Genomic DNA, 16209 nt, shown 5'->3' on the forward strand with positions numbered 1-16209 from the left:
GCAGAACACTGCTTGGAGTCCGCACGCCCGCCGGACGCGGCTGCAGGAGGTCCTCCCACCGCATTCGGCTTCCCCAAGCCGTAGAAACGCCGGTCATCCAGCCTTGGGGATGAACGGCTTCACATGGAGTTCCAGTCGTCATGGGCGCCGACCAGCGGAACCAGCTCCGTCTCCGACACGGTCAGCCGCACGATCCCGGGGTCACCGAGCCTGACGGGTGGTTCATGATCGGCCACCATGGACCAGGGCGCCCAGAGCGCGTTGCGGGCGGCCCAACGCGCGAGACGGGCCAGTGGCCAGGGCCCGTCGACGGGGCGGTGCTCGTAGGCGATCAGCCGGCCCCGGCGCCGGGTGGCCACCACCAGGCCCTCGACCCGCAGCTCCCTGCCCGTCGGGCTGCGGTCCCGGGCCGCGTACTCGCGCAGCCGTACGTCGCTGACGTGCCCGATTTCCCGGCCGTCGCGGTCCCGTACCCGGGCTCCCATCAGGTCAGCCAGACGCATGACCGGCTCCCGGCAGCCGCCCGATGACGTTCTCACGCGTCCAGTCCTCCAGCGCATGCACCTTGACGTCCTCTTCCGGCAGATCGACGCGGACCACCGCCCCGATGCCGATGACGTGGTCGAAGTCCAGCCGGGCCGGGCCCTCGCCCTCGCCGACGCTCAAGCGCCGCTGCACTGCGGCGAGCCACCGGGCCGCCTTCCCGCCCAGACGCGGCGCGAGCGCGGCGGGTCCGACGAGCACGGCGGTGACCTGAGGGGAGCCGTCGACGTCCGGTTCCAGTTCCAGGTCGTCGACCTTGCACACCGGCCGGTCGTCCCTGTCGACGACCTGCCGGTCAAGCAGGTGGAAGCGGGCACTGTACGCGCGGCCCGCCCACCGCTCCTCCGCCCAAGGCTGGGCGTTCTCGCGCGCGTCCTCGTCGGGCATCACAAACCTGCCTTCGTAGCGATCATCAGCGGGATGGCGGCCACCGCCGCCACCAGGACGACGACGAGGTACAGGCCGCCCATCAGGTTGGCGAGTGTGCCGTTCCTCGCTTCTCCCATGTATTCGGGGTCGTTGGCCACCACGAGGATGGGGAGGTAGGTCAGCGGCAGCGCGACCGCCGCGAAGACCAGCGAGTACTCGGTGACCATGACCGGATCGACCCCCGTGAGGACCAGCATCATGCCCGCCACCAGGGCGGCGATCACCACGGCGTGGAACCGTGACGCCGTCCGTGGGGCGGCCGTCTTCCCCCAGGTCCAGCCGAAGTACTGCGCCACGGTGTAGCCCGAGGACAGTGCTGTCTCCAGGGCTGCGCCGAACGTCGCCGCGAAGACGCCGACCAGGGCGAGGCCGAGCCCCACCTTTCCGAGGGCGTATCCCACGGGAAGCACCACCTGGGACAGGTGGTCGACCGCGATCCCCGCCGGGTGCAACAGCAGCGCGGCCGCCGTCATGATCGAAAGGGCGAGGAGGCCGCCGAGGGGAAATCCGAGGAAAACGTTGATCCGTGCCGTGAGCAGGTCCTCGCGCTTCCACTTCTCCTCGATGCCGCCGGAGGAGAAGAAGAACACTTCGTAGGGGGTCATGGCGCTCGCGAACAGCGCGATGGCGTAGTAGAAGTACGTCGGCAGGCCCTCGCCGGCAGGGACCTCAGGGTGCGTGACCCGTTCGAGGACCGAGCCCCAGGACGGGTCGAGCCGGAAGACGGCGACCACGAAGACCACCAGGGTCAGGCCGGCCAGACCGAAGACCCGTTCCATGGTCTCGAACCGGGTCCGCCAGATCACCAGCCAGACGGCGAGGCCCACCAGCGGGATCCACAGCAGATGGGCGACGGAGCTGATCAGCTCGATCGCAAGCGCCACCCCCGCGAGTTCAGCCGCCAGGGTCAGCCCCGTGACGAGGAGCGAGCCCACCAGGTTGGCGAGGGCCGTCCGTGGTCCCAGCCGCTCGCGGACCAGGTCGAAGGTGGGGCGTCCGGCCACGGCGGCGACCCGGCCCGCCATCTCCGCGTACACGCAGATGCCGACCACGCCGACGAGGAGCACCCAGACCAGGGAGAAGCCGAACCGGGCGCCCACGAGGGAGGAGGCGACGAGGTCGCCGATGTCCACGAACCCGCCGATGGCGGTCAGGATGCCGAGGGTGACGGCCAGGAGGCGTTTCACGATGACATCTCCTCCTCGAACCCCTCCAACCGCTCGGCCGCCTCCCGCAGCTCCCCGGTGTGCTCCGCCAGTTCACGCACCTCGTCGCGGCGTGCCCCGATCCGGACCTTCGCCAGCACGTCCGCCGCGTCGTCAAGGAGGGTGCCCAGGCGATCGCGCACGGCGTCGGCCGCCTCCCCCGGCGGCTGCCTGGACTCGAACGTCCCCTGGGCGGCGAGCAGATCGGTCTCCGCCTCACCGAGCAACACCGACGCGTAAGGGCCGGTCAGCCGGCCCTTACCGGCCGCTTCCACCGCGAGCCGGGCGGTAGAGACGGCGGAGGCTGCGGTCTCCGCGGTGTTGGCCGCCTTGCGCCGGTAATCCTCGTCCGTACGGGAGGATTCCGCACACCCGCTCACCATCGCCATGACCACGGCGACCGTGGTCATGGCGACTGCACGCCAGCTACAGCGTCGACCGCTTCGTTCTACGCGCACTCGGTCTTCACCGTCCCCGAAAGACGAAGTAGACCGCCACGGCAAGCAGTAGCCCGAGCTGCGCCCACGCCGCCAACAGCACCAGGCCCTGATCCACAGTCCCTACCTCATCACAGTCGACAGAGTCGATCTCCTACCCGGACACCGGAAGAGAAACATGGCCGCATGGCTACCCACTCCACTCCCGGCTTGAGCGATGCCGGGTCATGCGGTGGGCGCGGTGGAGTGTCCACAAGCAGATGGCGAACCACCGGGCCTCGATCCACACCGTCCTCTTCGGGACCAACAGAACGCCAGGGTGCCCTTGCTGTGCCGGTGCCGGATTTCACGAGGGGTGGTGAAACCGCCGTGACAGAGCCTGGTGGCGATGGTGGTGGAGGCGACGGTTGTGCACTTCCTTCTCACCCAGGAGGTTGGTTCTCCGGTCGAATGGCCGGAGACCCCTTCTCTCGCCCGGGGGTATTACCTCCAGCCTTGATAACAGCGGACGAGCGATGGCGTGACGCAGGGTGCCGCCTGAGCGCGATGGGCGTCACACTGGGCTGATGCCGGTCGTTGTCGGCGGCTCAGACGATCGTGCTCTGGCTGCGGGGTTCCGTGGTGGCGGCTGCGGTCGCACATGCGGCGCGTACGAAGGCGGCGACGGCCGGTGAGCGGGCGCCCTGAGGCCAGGCGACGGCAAATGTGCAGTTCGGCAGGTCGCTGACCGGGCGGTAGGCGATCCCGGGGCGCGGGTTGCGTCGGGCGACCGAGGCGGGTGCGAAGAAGACGATGCTGCCGGTCTCGACGAGGCTGAAGATTTCCGACAGGTTGGAGGCCGTCCTGGCCGCGCCCGGCCGGACGGGGGCGGTTTGTCCGGCGTCGACCGGCACGCCGCTGGGGAGGGTGCGGCCGGCCAGGTCGGCCAGGCACAACCGGGTCCGGGCGGCCAGCGGGTCGGTCGCCGCCAGGGCGGCCAGGACCGGCTCGGTCATCAACGGTTCGCTCTCCAAGCCGCGATCGTCCATGGGGCAGAGCACGAGTGCGACGTCGGCGAGACCGTCGCGCAGGGCCTGGGGTTGAGCGCCGTACCCTCCGAGGACCAGTTCGTGGGGTAGGGCGGCGGGGTCGGTGCGGTAGGCGTCCAGGATCCGCGGCAGCAGGCCGCCGTCGATGTCGACTTTGAGGGCGATCCGCAGCCGGGAGGCGGCGGTGACGTCGTTCATGGTCCGCCGATCCTGGTTCAGGCAGGGGCCTTCAGCGACGGTCTGCATCCGCCCTTCTGACTACTCGCCTCCGACAACAAATCGACCCACCTGTGCGATGAGGGTCAGAGCGTGCGAAGAAACGTGCAGAACGGCTGTTACCCGGGCCGGTCACTCCGCCGGCGCAGTGCGCCGGGCAGTACGGGCGGTAGCGCGCCGGCGGCCGTAAGGGCTTGTTGTTGATCACTGAACGGGTGGGTGTAGCCCACAGTGAAGGGCAGGGCCACACCGCGGCATATGCGCGCCCGATACAGGCGACAGTTACGGGAAATGTCCTCACCCGATAACCGGGCATAGCAGGCATTCCAACCGGCGGTTCAGGGCGGCAGAGTTCGGGCCCTCGGCCCAGCACCGGACCGGGACCCGTACCCGCTCACGTCGGTCGCTGTCGGTCGGCGGAGCACTGTTCCCCTGTTCTGCCTGCCCCGCCCCCTTTGAAGCGGGTGCCGGCGGCGGATCGGTCCGGGAGTCGCCCGAGATCAGGGCCCGCACGGCTTCCTCGAAGCCGTGCGCGACCCGCTGAACTCCGGCGTCGCCGCCGAGGATGATGTCACCGTTCTCGGCGAGCAGCACCATCTCCTCCGTCTCGAAGGCGATGCCGACCGGCAGGGCGGACATCCCCAGGCGCTTCTCGAAGTACCGCACGTTCGGAGCGAACGCCTCTGCGGCCTCCTCGACGGAGATCGTCAGCGACGTCTCTTTCCCGGTGATGTGCGACGGCCAGAAGACCGTCGTCTCGCCGTACGTCCCGAGGAACGCCACGAGCTCGTCGGTGACGTCGAAACCCGCCTCCTGGTAGGCCAGGCGGGTCGCCTCGATGTCCACGGGCCTGCACTCGACGCGCGAGGCACCGGTGAACGCCCTGCTGAGGGATTCCTCCCTCGCCCTGCTCTGCTCGTCACTCATCCGGTGTGCGCCTTTCCGACCATGCCGGGCACCCATGTCTCGCAGCTCTTGCACATAGGGAATCTACGCGGAACGGATGGGGCAAGACGTCCGGCAACTGCCGCCGAGGCCAGACGGATGCTTGCCCCGCCCCGGCACCCTTCGGCAACAACGGTTCCAGCATCGCCCGCTGCACGTCCGTGAGATCTCCCCGACCTATGACCCGTGATCATTCACAGTCCAAGATCCACTTTCGATACACGGCCTACAACCGACGGCTCCGGCGCGTCCTCTACACCTCCGCGCTCTTCAGCATCCGACGGTCTGACGAATCCCGCCGGTTCTACGAACGCAAACGCGCCGAAGGCAAGCGCCACGCCCAAGCCGTCCTCGCCCTCGCTCGCCGCCGTGTCAGCGTCCTCTGGGCCCTCACAGTCGACCACCCCGCCGCCGATGCCCACCCCACAGCCGTGGAACACGGCCGAACCGTCCTTCACCCCACGCCCGTTTGCCGACGAGCTGGCGGAGGTCTCGCAGCTCTTCCGCGAAGCCTTCCACCAGAGAACGCAGCCGCAGATGCGGCAGGCCGATCTAGACGATCTCCAGGCCCAGGCCAGGGCGATCTGCCAAAGGGTCACCCTGTACATGGGCCAACGGACCGCAGAGCTCACGGGGAGCCCCTTTGAGCAGCTCAGAATGCTGCTAGAACGGGGCGATCACACCTCCGACTCCGACCCCTTGATCACACTGCTGCGCGCTCTCGAAGCCGAGCATCCGAACAGCCCCGATCCCCTCGGCACCCACATCCGTCGCGTTCAAAACGAGCACCCAGATCTCGAAAACCATGAGGTTGTTCAGATCGCCTTCGACATCCTGACCGGCGACCGACGAGACACCCGGTCCACTCCGACCGCGGCCAAGACTGAGAACGAAACGGCGGCTGCCCGCGATGAACAGGCAGCAGACGGGCCACCTGCTGACTGACGCCAGGCCGAGATCGGGAACACGCCCATGTGACTGCGTGGTAGGACCCGCCGTCCGCCAGTGTCCCCGCGCTGTGGCCGCGAACGCACCCTGTCTCGCCGCCTTTGCCCGGGCAGGGGCCTGCTTCGAAGGCGGCCAGCTCGTCAAGCGTCCCACCACCGTGGCAGCACGGCTGACTTCGGCCTGGCGCCCGCTGACATGAGGAGCCGTCCACATACCTTTCGGCAGGGATGCAGACGGCTCTCAGCCGGCCACATCTCGTCTACGCCTGGATCCACCGCCTCAGCGCCTCGACCGTGTCCTCCGGCGTCGTGTTGAAGCACAGCCGGATCCCGGGCGCCGCCTCGATGAGGAGGTTGACCAGCCGCTCGAACAGCAGAGTGTTCTCCGGCAGCATCCGCACGCCACCGCCGATCATCGCCAAGCCGAACGCGTGCTCCTGGAGCTGCTCCCGGACAGTCGCCTCGGCGCGGTCTGGAGAGATGTCGATCAGGCAGGGAACAGCATCGAAACCCGCTTCGCGCAGCGCCGCGTTCGCCGCCTCGATCCTGGCAGTGAGCACCGTCTCGTCGACACCGTCGGGCATCCGGCTGTAGTCAAGCGCACTGGGATGCAGACCGATGGACAGTACCTTCGTGTCGCCCGGCATCGAGGTCATCGGTCGGTCCATGGACGGTGTCCTCTCTGCTCACGTCATCTGATCTTCCCGGTGTATCACGGAAGTTGGGCAGAGAACCCGCTCGGTTCGCAATCAGTAGACGATCTCGACCGGCTCCCCCAGCACTTTGGGTCCAACGAACCGCTGATATGCGGACGGCTCCCGATCCCTGGCCGGGTCGGGCAACACGGCCAGGGGGCCGCGACCATCCTGACGGGGGATCAGGCGGGTGTGCCGGCGTTCCTCGGGCTGGTCGGCCTGCTTCTGAGTTCAGCGGGCCCCGTCCAGGCGAGGCTGTGGGGATACGAGGTCGATCGCGCCCTCGGAGAATCCGAAGCAGACGCCGCCGTAGATCGTGACGGGGCGCCGTCCGGCTGTGCCGTGGTGATAGGAGACGACTGCGCTGGTCAGCCATTCCCGGGTCGTGTTCAGGCCCTCGGCCTCGATGTGGATGAGCTCCAGAGCCCAGTCCGGCAGTACTCCTTCGGGCGTGAGCAGCGCGCTGTGGAGGCTGTCCAGCGCCGCGTACCTCTCATCTGCTAGGCCGATGTGCGTGCGGACGAGACGGTCAACTGCGACGGCCCCGCCTTCGGAGGCTGCTGCTCGTAGGTCGCACTCCTGAAGGAGCCCTTCCACGAGGTCGTACGTGCGGTCCACGTAGGCGGCGATGTCCGTGCGCCGTTCGAGCGGGACGTGCTCGAATCGGCTTCCCCATCCTGCTGGGAAGTACTCCGCGTGCCAGGCGGGCGTGTCCGGCCGCGGGCGCAGGCGGATCTCCGCGTCTCCCATGGTGATGGTGTGGAGCTCCTCGTCGACCTCGCACCAGTCGGCGCCGGGGCCGAAGCCCTCCGTGACGGAGAGCCTGAGGTCTTCCAGGTCGTGTCCGTGAGCGCGGACGAGTTCGCTGGACGCGGTGAGGACGGGGCGGTGGCGAATCGACAGATGCAAGGAGGAAATGTCGACGGGGTCAGACATGGAGAGGGTCCGATCTGGCGTGGGCAGGTGATCACGACCCCCAACGAGCGGCGCGGGCTGCGGGGTGCGTCCCTGCTCTCTGCTCGGACCGTCACCGGCGACTTCGCCTTCATCGACATCGCAGCCGCCATGGCGGCCTCCTCCGTCCGCCCCGGCCTCCCATTGCTGGTGACTGTGCCCCGAGGCGCCCTCGGGAGTCCCGGAGTCGCCGGCACGTCGTCGATTGCTCCTTGACCGCCCCCGGCGGGGGGTCACAAAAGGGCGGGCGTGCCGAGGGCACGGCGGAGTTCTGACACCGCGGCGGCGAGCGCGGGCAGGGCGGAGGGAGCATCCGGGTCGAGGTGCTCAGGGTGGGGAGCGCGTGCGATGAGGCGTGCCTCGACCGGGGGCCCGCCCGCGCACCACGTGCACACGGCCTCGGCCAGGTCTTCCACAGCCTGCACGGCTGCGGTGGTGGTCGGGTGGTCGGGAGCCTCGGCGGACAGCCGTTCGGCGCAGTGGTACAGGTTCGGCAGGTGTCTCCAGGTCGCGACGGCTCGCTGGGCCGGCGCTGAGAATCGGTCGCTGTCGACGGCCGGTGGGGCGGGGGTGAGCGCGGCTGCCACGAGATCGTCGGCGAGGGGCCGCCGTCTGGGCTGGGTGGTCAGGCGGATGGTGGCGGTCATGGTCTTGGTGGCGGTCGTTGTCGGGATCGCGGGGTGCAGGACGCCGTCCGGGCCGGGTGGTGTGGGGATGGTCAGGTGCAGGGTGATGCGGGCGGATTCGATGCTGTAGAGGGGCCATCCGGAGAGGTCGGCGAGGGCGATGTGCCGGGTCCTGCCTGCTGGGACGGCGGCAGCCGCCGTCTGTGCGACGGGCTGTGGGCGGCCGTCGTCGCCGCTGGTGAGCAGGGTCCGGGCCGCGCTCACCAGTCCGGCGCTCACCGCGCCGACTTGTCCGTCCAGCACCGTGCGGCAGGCCTGAGTGAGGAGCGCGGCCAGGGGCCCGGCGTACCCCGGGTCCACGGGGCCTTCCGTGCGGAGCGCGGGCGCGCGGCCAGTACCGGTGTCGTCCCCGCAGATCACGGGTTGCTCTTCATGTCGGCGACGTCGGTCACCGGGTGGCTTTCGATGTCGAGGAGGAGTCCCCAGAACTGACGGGCCATCTTGTTCCAGTCCGGAGCGGCGGCATTCCACTTTTCCGGTGTGAGCCACTTCATGGGGCCCGGTGTGGAATACTGCCTGTTGGCCTCTCCGACTACCGTGTTGAACTTATTGAGGCGAGTGACGATCTCCTCTGTGTGGTCGTCCGGGTTCCACTTCCGGGCTTTCCAATCGCCTTTGTCCCAAGACCTTAGATGTTCGGCCACCTCGTAAGCCAGCTTCAGGGGCTTGATGGAGACACTGGAGGGGAATCTCTTCACCTGCTCACCAAGTTCGTCCAGCAAGCGGTCGCACTTGTCCAGCAGCTCTTTGATCTCTTCCGCGCTCATCCGGCTCTCGGTGCGGAAGTCGTCCGGCACCGTGCGGGCCAACGCGTCCCACACCGTCGTGGCAGCGGCGGCCAGTTTGTTCTGCTTGGCCCAGGAATCACGGCTTTGGGGGACCGTCCTCCACATCTTCCGGATCTCCGCAGCGGTCCCGTTGTAGCGATGCAGAGTTGCCGTGACGGCCTCCGGCTGCTTGTACTGGTGAGCGATGCAGCCTTGGGCGACGGCCGCTTCGAGGCCGTGAAGCTGCTCAGGCAGACTTTCCAGGCCCGTCGGAGCGGCAGCGAGTGCGGCGACGGCGGTCTCGAACCGGACGCGCAGTTGGTCCACGGTGGGCGGTCCGAATTCGGCGACCGGTGCGCCCGGCAGGAGGGCATTCCACACGTCCCTGGCAGCTGCGATGAACGTCCACCGCAGCTGCGCCATGGTCTCCGGCTCGGTATGCCGGTCGATCCAGGCCAGCTCCTGGCACTGGGTGTTCCAGCTCTGATGGAGCTGGGGAATCTTCTCGAGCAGCCCGTCGCGGTAGGCGCTCACCGCATCCGTGACGCTCTCCTTCAACTGCCACAGCTGCTGCAGCCACTGCCGTACCCCCATGTCTTTCCCCTCGGAGCCATCCAGGGCGACGGTGTCGATCAGCGCGGTGGCGGCTGTGCGGAATGCCTCCGCCTGGTCCAGCACCTGGTACCAGACGCTGTCACGGTCGCTGACGGCCGCGTCCAGCAACTGGGACAGCCGGCTGCTGCCCAGCAGATCGCGCTGCTTGAGGGTGGACTCGATGGTCAGGACGGCGTTGCTGTCGCTCTTGTGGACAATCCGCCCCTTCAGTCGGGGCGTCGTCCCCTCCGCCGCCGGTGCCCCACCACCTGCCGCCGAGGCATAGGCGGACCCGGTCTCGGTTCCCTGGCTGATCAGGTGCAGGCTCATGCTGATCGCGGCCTTGTCGATGCTGATGGCCGGCGGATTGATCAGTGACAGCAGCGGCACGGTGGCATGCACGGTACGCACCTGCGGGCCGTCTTCCGTGGCCTCGGTGCGTTGATAGGCGAAGCGGAACGGTTTCGCGGTGCCGTCCTTCTCGAATCCGAGATCCCGGACCAGCTCGACCGCTTCGCGTGCGGCCAGGTTCTGCCCGTGGACCACCGCCTGGTACGCCGCGCCGAGGAGCGCGCCGACCGGGACGACGTCGTCGCTCATCGCCCGTCCCCCGCTGCTCCCGCTGGGACGATGTGATGGCGGCCGTTGACCTCGAGCCGCTCCACGGGCCGGTTGCGAACGGTGAACGAGACCGTGTTCACGTGCTTGGCGTCGGCGAGGGCCTGCTGGTCGACGGCGATGCGCACATCGTCGTCGGCCTGGCCGGGAGTGGACGAAGCGGACGGAGCGGTGGGATCGGCCACGAAGGAGACGGTGAAGGAAACGTCGTCGATGACCATCTGCGGCTGGATTCCCACACAGTCGCTGTCCGGTTCCTGGGTCCGGCGTACCGCCTGGTCGGCTTCGGCCACGGCCTGCTGCAGGCCTTGCAAGAGCCGACGTACCGTCAACTCGCTCACGGGTACTCCTTGGTTGGCTTTTCCCGGCTAGGGCCTGCCATTTTGGTGGCGGCGGCGGCCATCACCAAAGCTGGCAACCGCCGACCAACCCGAACGGGGGAACGCGCGGGGGCGGGTCGGGCAGGGCTGACAGCCCTCAGGCGGGGCCCGGGCGCCGGATACCGACGGCCGGCGGGGACGGTAGAGGTCCCGAGACGATCCAGTGCTGCACCCGGATCTCCGGGCATGAGCGCACGAGGATTCGGCGCCGGAGCCCCGTAGGTCCGTCTATGAGCCGTCCGGCTTGACGGTGACGGCATTGTCGGTCAGCATCGAAAGGATCTTCTCCATGCCGCTCGGCATCGGTCCTTGTTCAGCTTCCACATGGACCGACATCGACGCGCTCCGATTGACCGTGTCGGAACTCGAACTGCTGGAATCGTAGCTGGCCTTGATCGAGGCTTTGACGCCCCAGAAGCCGGCGCTCGCCTCCGTCTGGGCGCCGATTTTCTGCTCTTGCTTCCGGGTCGAGACCGAGTCGATCTTCACATTGAAATCGAGCGTCACTTTGGAAAGCTGCAGGTAAGGGATCGGCACCACCGTGAGAAGGGGCACCTCCACCTTCTTCACCACGTCTTTCTTCCCGGTGGCGCCTTCAGTTTGCGTGGGTTCCGTCGAGGTGTAGGAGAACGCCACCATTTCGGGCTGACCGTCCTGTTTGAAACCCACGCTCCTGATGAACTGTGCGGTCTCGTTCGCGGCCATCGCGCTGGACCGGATGACCCCCTGCAGCGGTCCGCCGATGATCTGCTCGAACGGCAGCGACAGCTCCGCCCCCAGATCGACCGGAGAAGCCGGCGCGGCCGGCGCCGCCAGGTCGCCCAGGGCCAACGGGACCCCCGGCACGGATGACGCGGAGTCCCCGTTGCCGGAGACGCCCGGAGCCGGCTTCTGAGCTGTAGCCTTCGCCGCCGTCCCCTTCCTTGCCGGACTCGTCTTCTTCGCCTCCGCCATCAGGTACTCCCTCAACCAGGTACTGGATCTTGAAGCGATCCTCCGTCTCTTTCGTCCCACCCCCCTCCCGACACACCAGAGCTCCTCGAAAGTAATACGGCCGCGTTCATTCGAGACCAGTGCTCCGTCGCACACATGAATCCCGTTCGCCCTGATACCGGGAACGGTCGGCGCGGTAAGGATCCCTTGCTCCAAGCCCCCAAGGCCGGAGGAGCATGTTGTCAGCACCACCACCCCCGCCACCCACATCGCCGTCGGCGAGCGACTACATCGAGAAGGCCTCGTACCACCGCGACGCAATGCATGAGCGGCGGTCGATCGGGCTGCGCATGTTCACGGCGGTGGTCATCCTCGATTTCGTTGCCACGAAGCTGGTGATCGATGCCTCAAGTCGGGTGGTGCACCTGCATCAGCTGACGTCTGTTCCGCGGCTGGTCGTTGTCGGGATGCCATTCGCCCTCGCCGGCCCGGTAGCTCAGCTGGAGCTACGTAACCGGCGAGATCGGATTCGCTACCACACGAACGACTTGCGCGCGGAAGCCGTTCTCCGTGGCGATCCACCTGGGTCCGTGCCGGAACAGACCGAAGGCCGCATCTACTCCGTGCGGCAATCGTGGGCCTCGACGCGGCCTCTCCTTGCTCCTCTGGGGCTGACAGCCGCCCTCTGGTGGTTCGCGGGTCTGATCACCCACCCGGCACCGAAGCCCACTCCCCCGCCACCATGTCGGCCCTCGGCATCCGTGTCCCCACAGCCCAGTAGCGCGTCCCGGTCACCGGCACCGACGAGGGATCCCTCCTGAGATTGGACTCGTGGTGTCGTAGGAGCTGATGGCTCGTCGCCCGTGCGGTACCACCGGGGCATGCGGTATCCACAAGGAGGCGGGCTGACTGCCGAACGGCAGGAGTTCAGCGAGGAGTTACGGCTCAAGGCGGCCGAGCGGTTCGCCCAGGGGGAGGCGGAGCCGGCCAAGGGGCCGGCCGCGCACGGCTGGGAGGACCAGCGCTGGACACTGGCGCGGATCAAGACGGTGATCGGTCGGCGCTTTCACATGGCCTACACGATCCAGGGCGTGCGGAAACTGCTGGCGCGTAACGGCTGGTCCTGGCAGGTCCCGGCCCGACGGGCCATGGAGCGGGACGACGGGGTGGTGGCCGGGTGGGTCAAGGAGGTGTGGCCCTGCGCGGAAGACTTGCGGCGGCCCGTGGAGCCTGGCTCGTCTTCGAGGACGAAGCCGGATTCTCCATGACGCCGCCGCACGCGAAGACCTGGTCACAGCGCGGCCGGGCGCCGGTGGTGCGGGTCCGCGGCGGCTCCCGCAGACGGATCTCCACCGCCGCGCTGACCTGCTACAAACCCGGTCACCGCTCCAGGCTCATCTACCGGCCCCGCCATGACGACGGCCGTCGCGATGGGCGCAAGAGCTTCTCCTGGCGCGACTGCCGGGACCTGTTGATCGCAGCACACCGGCAGCTCGCCGGCCCGATCGTTCTCGTCTGGGACAGCCTCAACGTCCACAAGGCCGCCGACCTGCAAAAGTTCGCCGAGGCCCGGGACTGGCTGACCATCTACTGTCTGCCGCCCTACGCACCCGACCTCAACCCGGTCGAGGGGATCTGGTCCCTCCTGCGACGCGGCCGGCTCTCCGACGTCGCCTTCAGTACCCCCGAACACCTCGTCCAGCACATCCGGTGCGGCCTACGGCACATCCAGTACCGCAGCGAACTCATAGACGGCTGCCTCGCCGAGACCGGCCTGGCCATCAGATCCACCTGAGCAACCCGGCCGCATCACGAGTTCCACCTCAGTCATGCAGGGCGGCCGCGAGTGCCTCGGCCAGGGTCACGGGCGGGCGGCCGATCAGGCGGCGCAAGTCGCCAGAGTCGGTGTACATCTCGCCGCGGTTCATACCGCGGTCAGCGTCGGCGAGGACCTCCGCCAGCTCGGCGGGTAGGCCCGCGGAGGCCAGTACCTGGGCGAAGTCGGCCACCGGGAGGTCAGCGTAGGCAACCTGCTTTCCGGCCGCAGCGGAGATCGCGGCGGCGAGCTCGGTCAGGGTGAAGGATTCGTCGCCGCCGAGCTCGTACACGGCGCCGGTGTGGCCTTCAGCGGTGAGGACGACCGCTGCGGCCTCGGCGTAGTCGGCGCGGGACGCGGCACTGATCCGCCCCTCGCCTGTGGCGCCGACGACCGCGCCGTTCTGCAGGATCTGCGGCAGTTGGCTGGTGTAGTTCTCCAGGTACCAGCCGTTGCGCAGCAGCACGCTGGGGATTCCGCGGTCCCGCAGATACGCCTCGGTCTCGCCGTGCGTGGCACCGATGACGGTGGTGGCCGTGTCCGCGTGCGTCGTGCTCGTGTACGCCACCAGCGACACGCCTGCGGACGCCGCGGCGTCGATCACGCGGCGGTGGTTGGCGACCCGCTCGTCCACGGGGACCGAGGCCGAGATCAGCAGCAGCCTTTCCGCCCCCGCGAATGCCTCGGCCAGGCCGTCGGTGTCCGCGAAGTCGGCGCGGCGTACCGTGATGCCTCGGTCGGCCAAATCCTTGATCCCGGCGATGTCCCGGCCGGTCGCGATGATGTCCGCGGCCGGGATCCCGCGCCGCAGCAGTGCCTCGACGGTGAGCCTGCCCAGCTGGCCGGTGGCTCCGGTGACGACGATCGGCATGATGGTCATTCCTTCCTTCCGCACGTGCCTTGCACGCCTGCCGCGGTCCGTCCGCCGCGGGATGAAACACAGAATGACCTGGACACTCTCTGTTGGGGAGTAGCCACTTCTTGGTACGGTACTTACCGTAGCGAAAGCATTGAGGTGAGCCGTATGGCTGCTGTCGAGAATGTGACCGGGCCCATGCCGTCATTCGATCCGTACGAGCGCGGCTGCCCGTCGCGGGACCTGCTCGACCAGATCGGCAGCAAGTGGGCGGTCCTCGTGCTCGGCGAACTCGGCCGGAACGGGACCTCCCGGTTCGGCCGGCTCCGGCAGGCGCTGGCGGGCGTGAGCGAGAAGATGCTCACCCAGACGCTGCGCACCCTCGAACGCGACGGGCTGGTCAGCCGGACCGTCTACCCAGAGGTGCCGCCGCACGTGGAGTACGAGCTGACCGCGCTCGGTCAGACGCTAAGGGAACCGCTGAAGGCGCTCACGGAGTGGTCCGTGCTGCACATCGAAGAAGTCATCACCGCCCGCGAAGAGTACGACGACCGCACTGCGCGCACCAGGTAATCAGCGGCGGCTAGTGCTGTGAGCGCAAAGGTTCACCGGCCTGGGGCGCGTGTGTCTTCCTTTGGCTGAGCAGGCGTTCAGGAGCACTCGCGCAAGGGAACCGTCGCAGGAACGCAGCGCGTCACACGCCGGCGGATGAGCTTTGTCGTCGGGAGAGGGTTAGCCTGCGTCGCTCTCGGTCGATCTCGGTGACGACCACCGTGACCTCGTCGCCGACCTGGACGACATCTGCTGGAGTCTCCACCGGTGTCCAGGCGAGCTCGCGCAGGTGAACCAGTCCCTCGATCCCGTCGGCAACCTGGACGAAGACGCCGAACGGGATCAGCTTGGTGACCTGGCCAGGCAGTTTCTGCCCCACCGCGATGGTGTCGGCGAATACCTGAAAGGGGTCCGGCTGTGTGGCTTTCAAGGACAGTCTGGCCTCCAGGTTCCACGTGTCGAACTGGAGGAACTCGCATGAGACGCGCTGTCCGACCTGCACGACGTCGGTGGCTGCCTCGAAGCGCTGCCAGGACAGTTCAGCGAAGGAGATGAACCCGACGCCGGGGAAGACCGGATGGTCGGGTCCTTCGTCCAGCGCCACGAACACACCGAACCGTTCGATCGCTGTGACGGTGCCGGAAAGGAACTCGCCGCGGTGCAGCGGCTCCAGGAATGCCCAGAGTTCCGGGTTCTCAGACGGCCCACCCATCATGCTCCCAGCCTTTCACGAGGAGCTGCGCACTGGGTAGGAAGTGCGCTCAGGCTGCGGTCTTGAGGCAACGTCCGCCCCAGCGGATGCCTTTCTCGCTGCGGATGCGGGCGCGTTCCTTGCGTTCGGCGGCCAGGACGTCGCGGTGCCGGGCGTTCTTGTTGCGCCAGCGCAGGTAGGCGTGCAGGGCCCGGGTCTGGACGGTGTGGTTGGGGTGGTGGGAGTTGGCCAGGGTGAACTGCCGCAGCGGTCCGAAGTGGGCCTCGATGGGGTTGGCCCGGGAGGCGTAGGTCGGGGTGAAGCGCAGCTCGACCTTGTTCTTGTCCGCCCACCGTTTCATCCGCCAGTTCGTGTGGGCGGAGAGGTTGTCGAGGATCACGTAGATCGGGGCGCCGTCCGGACGGGCTGCCCGGATCGTTCGCATGGCCGCCCAGGTGTGGTCGATGCCCTTGCGCCGACGGTTGATCCCCCCATCTGGTCGTCGCCGACGGAGTAGCAGCCGTGGAAGTAGGTGATCCCGTGTGTTCGGCGGAACGTGGCGGGCATGACGAGCCGAACCGCCAAATAAGACGACGTCTTACCGCCGGATGAGTAGGCCGGTCCGGTCCACGTCGGTCCAGCGGCGCAGGCGGGGCCCAGCGGGGTGGGTTGTTCCCGCCCTTGCCCCGTCCACGCAGGTGCCGGCCACGGGCTTGTGTGGACGGAGCTCGTTGGGGAGTGTTACGGAGTGACCGTGGCGTCGAGGGATCCGGTCAGGCAGGCGAGGACGTCTGAGTCTCCGTCGTGGTCGACTTCGGCGAGATCGGTCTCCAGGGCGTCGAGCACTTCCTTCGCGGCGGACACGATGCCGCGAGCCTTGCCATCCATTCTTGACAATGCCCCAGGTCAGCGACCTG

At 68.0% G+C, this 16209-nt stretch carries 19 protein-coding genes and 1 pseudogene; 4 read left to right on the plus strand and 16 right to left on the minus strand.

From position 1 onward, the window contains the following. Positions 1–119 precede the first annotated feature (119 nt). The 6 genes from ACFYUZ_RS37590 to ACFYUZ_RS37615 form a co-directional block, all read right to left on the minus strand. Positions 120–503, minus strand: a complete 384-nt coding sequence (locus ACFYUZ_RS37590) for a PRC-barrel domain-containing protein (protein ID WP_389317174.1) — start codon at positions 501–503, stop codon at positions 120–122. Beyond that, positions 490–930 (minus strand): hypothetical protein, encoded by a 441-nt coding sequence (locus ACFYUZ_RS37595; protein WP_389317177.1) that lies wholly within the window; start codon positions 928–930, stop codon positions 490–492. The genes ACFYUZ_RS37590 and ACFYUZ_RS37595 overlap by 14 nt, the downstream gene beginning before the upstream one ends. After that, positions 930–2159, minus strand: a complete 1230-nt coding sequence (locus ACFYUZ_RS37600) for an NRAMP family divalent metal transporter (RefSeq protein ID WP_389317180.1) — start codon at positions 2157–2159, stop codon at positions 930–932. The genes ACFYUZ_RS37595 and ACFYUZ_RS37600 overlap by 1 nt, the downstream gene beginning before the upstream one ends. Beyond that, positions 2156–2587 carry a hypothetical protein gene (locus tag ACFYUZ_RS37605; protein ID WP_389317183.1) on the minus strand — a complete coding sequence of 144 codons (432 nt, stop codon included), beginning with the start codon at positions 2585–2587 and terminating at the stop codon, positions 2156–2158. The genes ACFYUZ_RS37600 and ACFYUZ_RS37605 overlap by 4 nt, the downstream gene beginning before the upstream one ends. A gap of 614 nt (positions 2588–3201) precedes the next feature. After that, positions 3202–3840 (minus strand): LysR family substrate-binding domain-containing protein, encoded by a 639-nt coding sequence (locus ACFYUZ_RS37610; RefSeq protein ID WP_389317186.1) that lies wholly within the window; start codon positions 3838–3840, stop codon positions 3202–3204. 315 nt (positions 3841–4155) lie between these two features. After that, complete coding sequence (locus ACFYUZ_RS37615) at positions 4156–4785, minus strand: SUKH-3 domain-containing protein (RefSeq protein ID WP_389317189.1); 630 nt, start codon at positions 4783–4785, stop codon at positions 4156–4158. Between the two features lie 432 nt (positions 4786–5217). Between ACFYUZ_RS37615 and ACFYUZ_RS37620 the strand changes: the two genes are divergently transcribed. Continuing rightward, positions 5218–5748, plus strand: coding sequence for a hypothetical protein (locus tag ACFYUZ_RS37620; RefSeq protein WP_389317192.1), 531 nt, complete (start codon positions 5218–5220; stop codon positions 5746–5748). A 262-nt stretch (positions 5749–6010) separates the two neighbouring features. Here the strand turns inward: ACFYUZ_RS37620 and ACFYUZ_RS37625 are convergent, their stop codons facing one another. The 6 genes from ACFYUZ_RS37625 to ACFYUZ_RS37650 all read right to left on the minus strand — a co-directional run bounded on the left by ACFYUZ_RS37625 (position 6011) and on the right by ACFYUZ_RS37650 (position 11398). Further along, positions 6011–6418: a hypothetical protein gene (locus tag ACFYUZ_RS37625; protein ID WP_389317195.1), complete on the minus strand. Its 408-nt coding sequence runs from the start codon at positions 6416–6418 to the stop codon at positions 6011–6013. Between the two features lie 258 nt (positions 6419–6676). After that, on the minus strand, positions 6677–7354 hold the full coding sequence (locus tag ACFYUZ_RS37630; RefSeq protein WP_389317198.1) for a hypothetical protein: 678 nt from the start codon (positions 7352–7354) through the stop codon (positions 6677–6679). A gap of 278 nt (positions 7355–7632) precedes the next feature. Further along, positions 7633–8445 (minus strand): hypothetical protein, encoded by an 813-nt coding sequence (locus ACFYUZ_RS37635; RefSeq protein ID WP_389317201.1) that lies wholly within the window; start codon positions 8443–8445, stop codon positions 7633–7635. Beyond that, on the minus strand, positions 8442–10046 hold the full coding sequence (locus ACFYUZ_RS37640; protein ID WP_389317205.1) for a DUF2589 domain-containing protein: 1605 nt from the start codon (positions 10044–10046) through the stop codon (positions 8442–8444). Before ACFYUZ_RS37640 ends, ACFYUZ_RS37635 begins: the two co-directional genes overlap by 4 nt. Continuing rightward, positions 10043–10405, minus strand: a complete 363-nt coding sequence (locus tag ACFYUZ_RS37645; protein ID WP_389317208.1) for a hypothetical protein — start codon at positions 10403–10405, stop codon at positions 10043–10045. Before ACFYUZ_RS37645 ends, ACFYUZ_RS37640 begins: the two co-directional genes overlap by 4 nt. A 267-nt stretch (positions 10406–10672) precedes the next feature. Beyond that, on the minus strand, positions 10673–11398 hold the full coding sequence (locus ACFYUZ_RS37650; RefSeq protein WP_389317211.1) for a DUF2589 domain-containing protein: 726 nt from the start codon (positions 11396–11398) through the stop codon (positions 10673–10675). An 860-nt stretch (positions 11399–12258) separates the two neighbouring features. Between ACFYUZ_RS37650 and ACFYUZ_RS37655 the strand changes: the two genes are divergently transcribed. Continuing rightward, positions 12259–12645, plus strand: coding sequence for a winged helix-turn-helix domain-containing protein (locus tag ACFYUZ_RS37655; RefSeq protein ID WP_389317214.1), 387 nt, complete (start codon positions 12259–12261; stop codon positions 12643–12645). Continuing rightward, complete coding sequence (locus ACFYUZ_RS37660; protein ID WP_389317216.1) at positions 12642–13172, plus strand: transposase; 531 nt, start codon at positions 12642–12644, stop codon at positions 13170–13172. Before ACFYUZ_RS37655 ends, ACFYUZ_RS37660 begins: the two co-directional genes overlap by 4 nt. A gap of 28 nt (positions 13173–13200) precedes the next feature. Here the strand turns inward: ACFYUZ_RS37660 and ACFYUZ_RS37665 are convergent, their stop codons facing one another. Further along, positions 13201–14073 carry an SDR family oxidoreductase gene (locus ACFYUZ_RS37665; protein WP_389317219.1) on the minus strand — a complete coding sequence of 291 codons (873 nt, stop codon included), beginning with the start codon at positions 14071–14073 and terminating at the stop codon, positions 13201–13203. 174 nt (positions 14074–14247) lie between these two features. On the opposite strand from ACFYUZ_RS37665, the gene ACFYUZ_RS37670 reads away from it, so the two are divergent. Next, complete coding sequence (locus ACFYUZ_RS37670) at positions 14248–14622, plus strand: winged helix-turn-helix transcriptional regulator (protein WP_389317222.1); 375 nt, start codon at positions 14248–14250, stop codon at positions 14620–14622. A 121-nt stretch (positions 14623–14743) separates the two neighbouring features. On the opposite strand, the gene ACFYUZ_RS37675 is transcribed toward ACFYUZ_RS37670, so the two are convergent. From ACFYUZ_RS37675 to ACFYUZ_RS37685, 3 genes and pseudogenes are all read right to left on the minus strand, one after another. Next, positions 14744–15316 carry a S1 RNA-binding domain-containing protein gene (locus tag ACFYUZ_RS37675; protein WP_389317225.1) on the minus strand — a complete coding sequence of 191 codons (573 nt, stop codon included), beginning with the start codon at positions 15314–15316 and terminating at the stop codon, positions 14744–14746. Positions 15317–15362: 46 nt separating this feature from the next. After that, a pseudogene (locus tag ACFYUZ_RS37680) lies at positions 15363–15859 on the minus strand (transposase); the annotation flags it as partial. 174 nt (positions 15860–16033) lie between these two features. Then, positions 16034–16156 carry a hypothetical protein gene (locus ACFYUZ_RS37685; protein ID WP_389317228.1) on the minus strand — a complete coding sequence of 41 codons (123 nt, stop codon included), beginning with the start codon at positions 16154–16156 and terminating at the stop codon, positions 16034–16036. Positions 16157–16209: the final 53 nt, after the last annotated feature.

Origin of the sequence: Streptomyces sp. NPDC004266 (genome assembly GCF_042874095.1) — a bacterium.
Taxonomy (GTDB): Bacteria; Actinomycetota; Actinomycetes; order Streptomycetales; family Streptomycetaceae; genus Streptomyces.

Bases quoted from the DNA above. Each gene is read 5' to 3' on its own strand.
- ACFYUZ_RS37640 (WP_389317205.1), bottom strand. From the start codon at position 10,046: ATGAGCGACGACGTCGTCCCGGTCGGCGCGCTCCTCGGCGCGGCGTAC.
- ACFYUZ_RS37650 (WP_389317211.1), bottom strand. From the start codon at position 11,398: ATGGCGGAGGCGAAGAAGACGAGTCCGGCAAGGAAGGGGACGGCGGCG.
- ACFYUZ_RS37605 (WP_389317183.1), bottom strand. From the start codon at position 2,587: ATGACCACGGTCGCCGTGGTCATGGCGATGGTGAGCGGGTGTGCGGAA.
- ACFYUZ_RS37670 (WP_389317222.1), top strand. From the start codon at position 14,248: ATGCCGTCATTCGATCCGTACGAGCGCGGCTGCCCGTCGCGGGACCTG.
- ACFYUZ_RS37665 (WP_389317219.1), bottom strand. From the start codon at position 14,073: ATGACCATCATGCCGATCGTCGTCACCGGAGCCACCGGCCAGCTGGGC.
- ACFYUZ_RS37620 (WP_389317192.1), top strand. From the start codon at position 5,218: ATGCCCACCCCACAGCCGTGGAACACGGCCGAACCGTCCTTCACCCCA.
- ACFYUZ_RS37590 (WP_389317174.1), bottom strand. From the start codon at position 503: ATGCGTCTGGCTGACCTGATGGGAGCCCGGGTACGGGACCGCGACGGC.
- ACFYUZ_RS37655 (WP_389317214.1), top strand. From the start codon at position 12,259: ATGCGGTATCCACAAGGAGGCGGGCTGACTGCCGAACGGCAGGAGTTC.
- ACFYUZ_RS37625 (WP_389317195.1), bottom strand. From the start codon at position 6,418: ATGGACCGACCGATGACCTCGATGCCGGGCGACACGAAGGTACTGTCC.
- ACFYUZ_RS37595 (WP_389317177.1), bottom strand. From the start codon at position 930: ATGCCCGACGAGGACGCGCGCGAGAACGCCCAGCCTTGGGCGGAGGAG.
- ACFYUZ_RS37675 (WP_389317225.1), bottom strand. From the start codon at position 15,316: ATGATGGGTGGGCCGTCTGAGAACCCGGAACTCTGGGCATTCCTGGAG.
- ACFYUZ_RS37660 (WP_389317216.1), top strand. From the start codon at position 12,642: ATGACGCCGCCGCACGCGAAGACCTGGTCACAGCGCGGCCGGGCGCCG.
- ACFYUZ_RS37610 (WP_389317186.1), bottom strand. From the start codon at position 3,840: ATGAACGACGTCACCGCCGCCTCCCGGCTGCGGATCGCCCTCAAAGTC.
- ACFYUZ_RS37615 (WP_389317189.1), bottom strand. From the start codon at position 4,785: ATGAGTGACGAGCAGAGCAGGGCGAGGGAGGAATCCCTCAGCAGGGCG.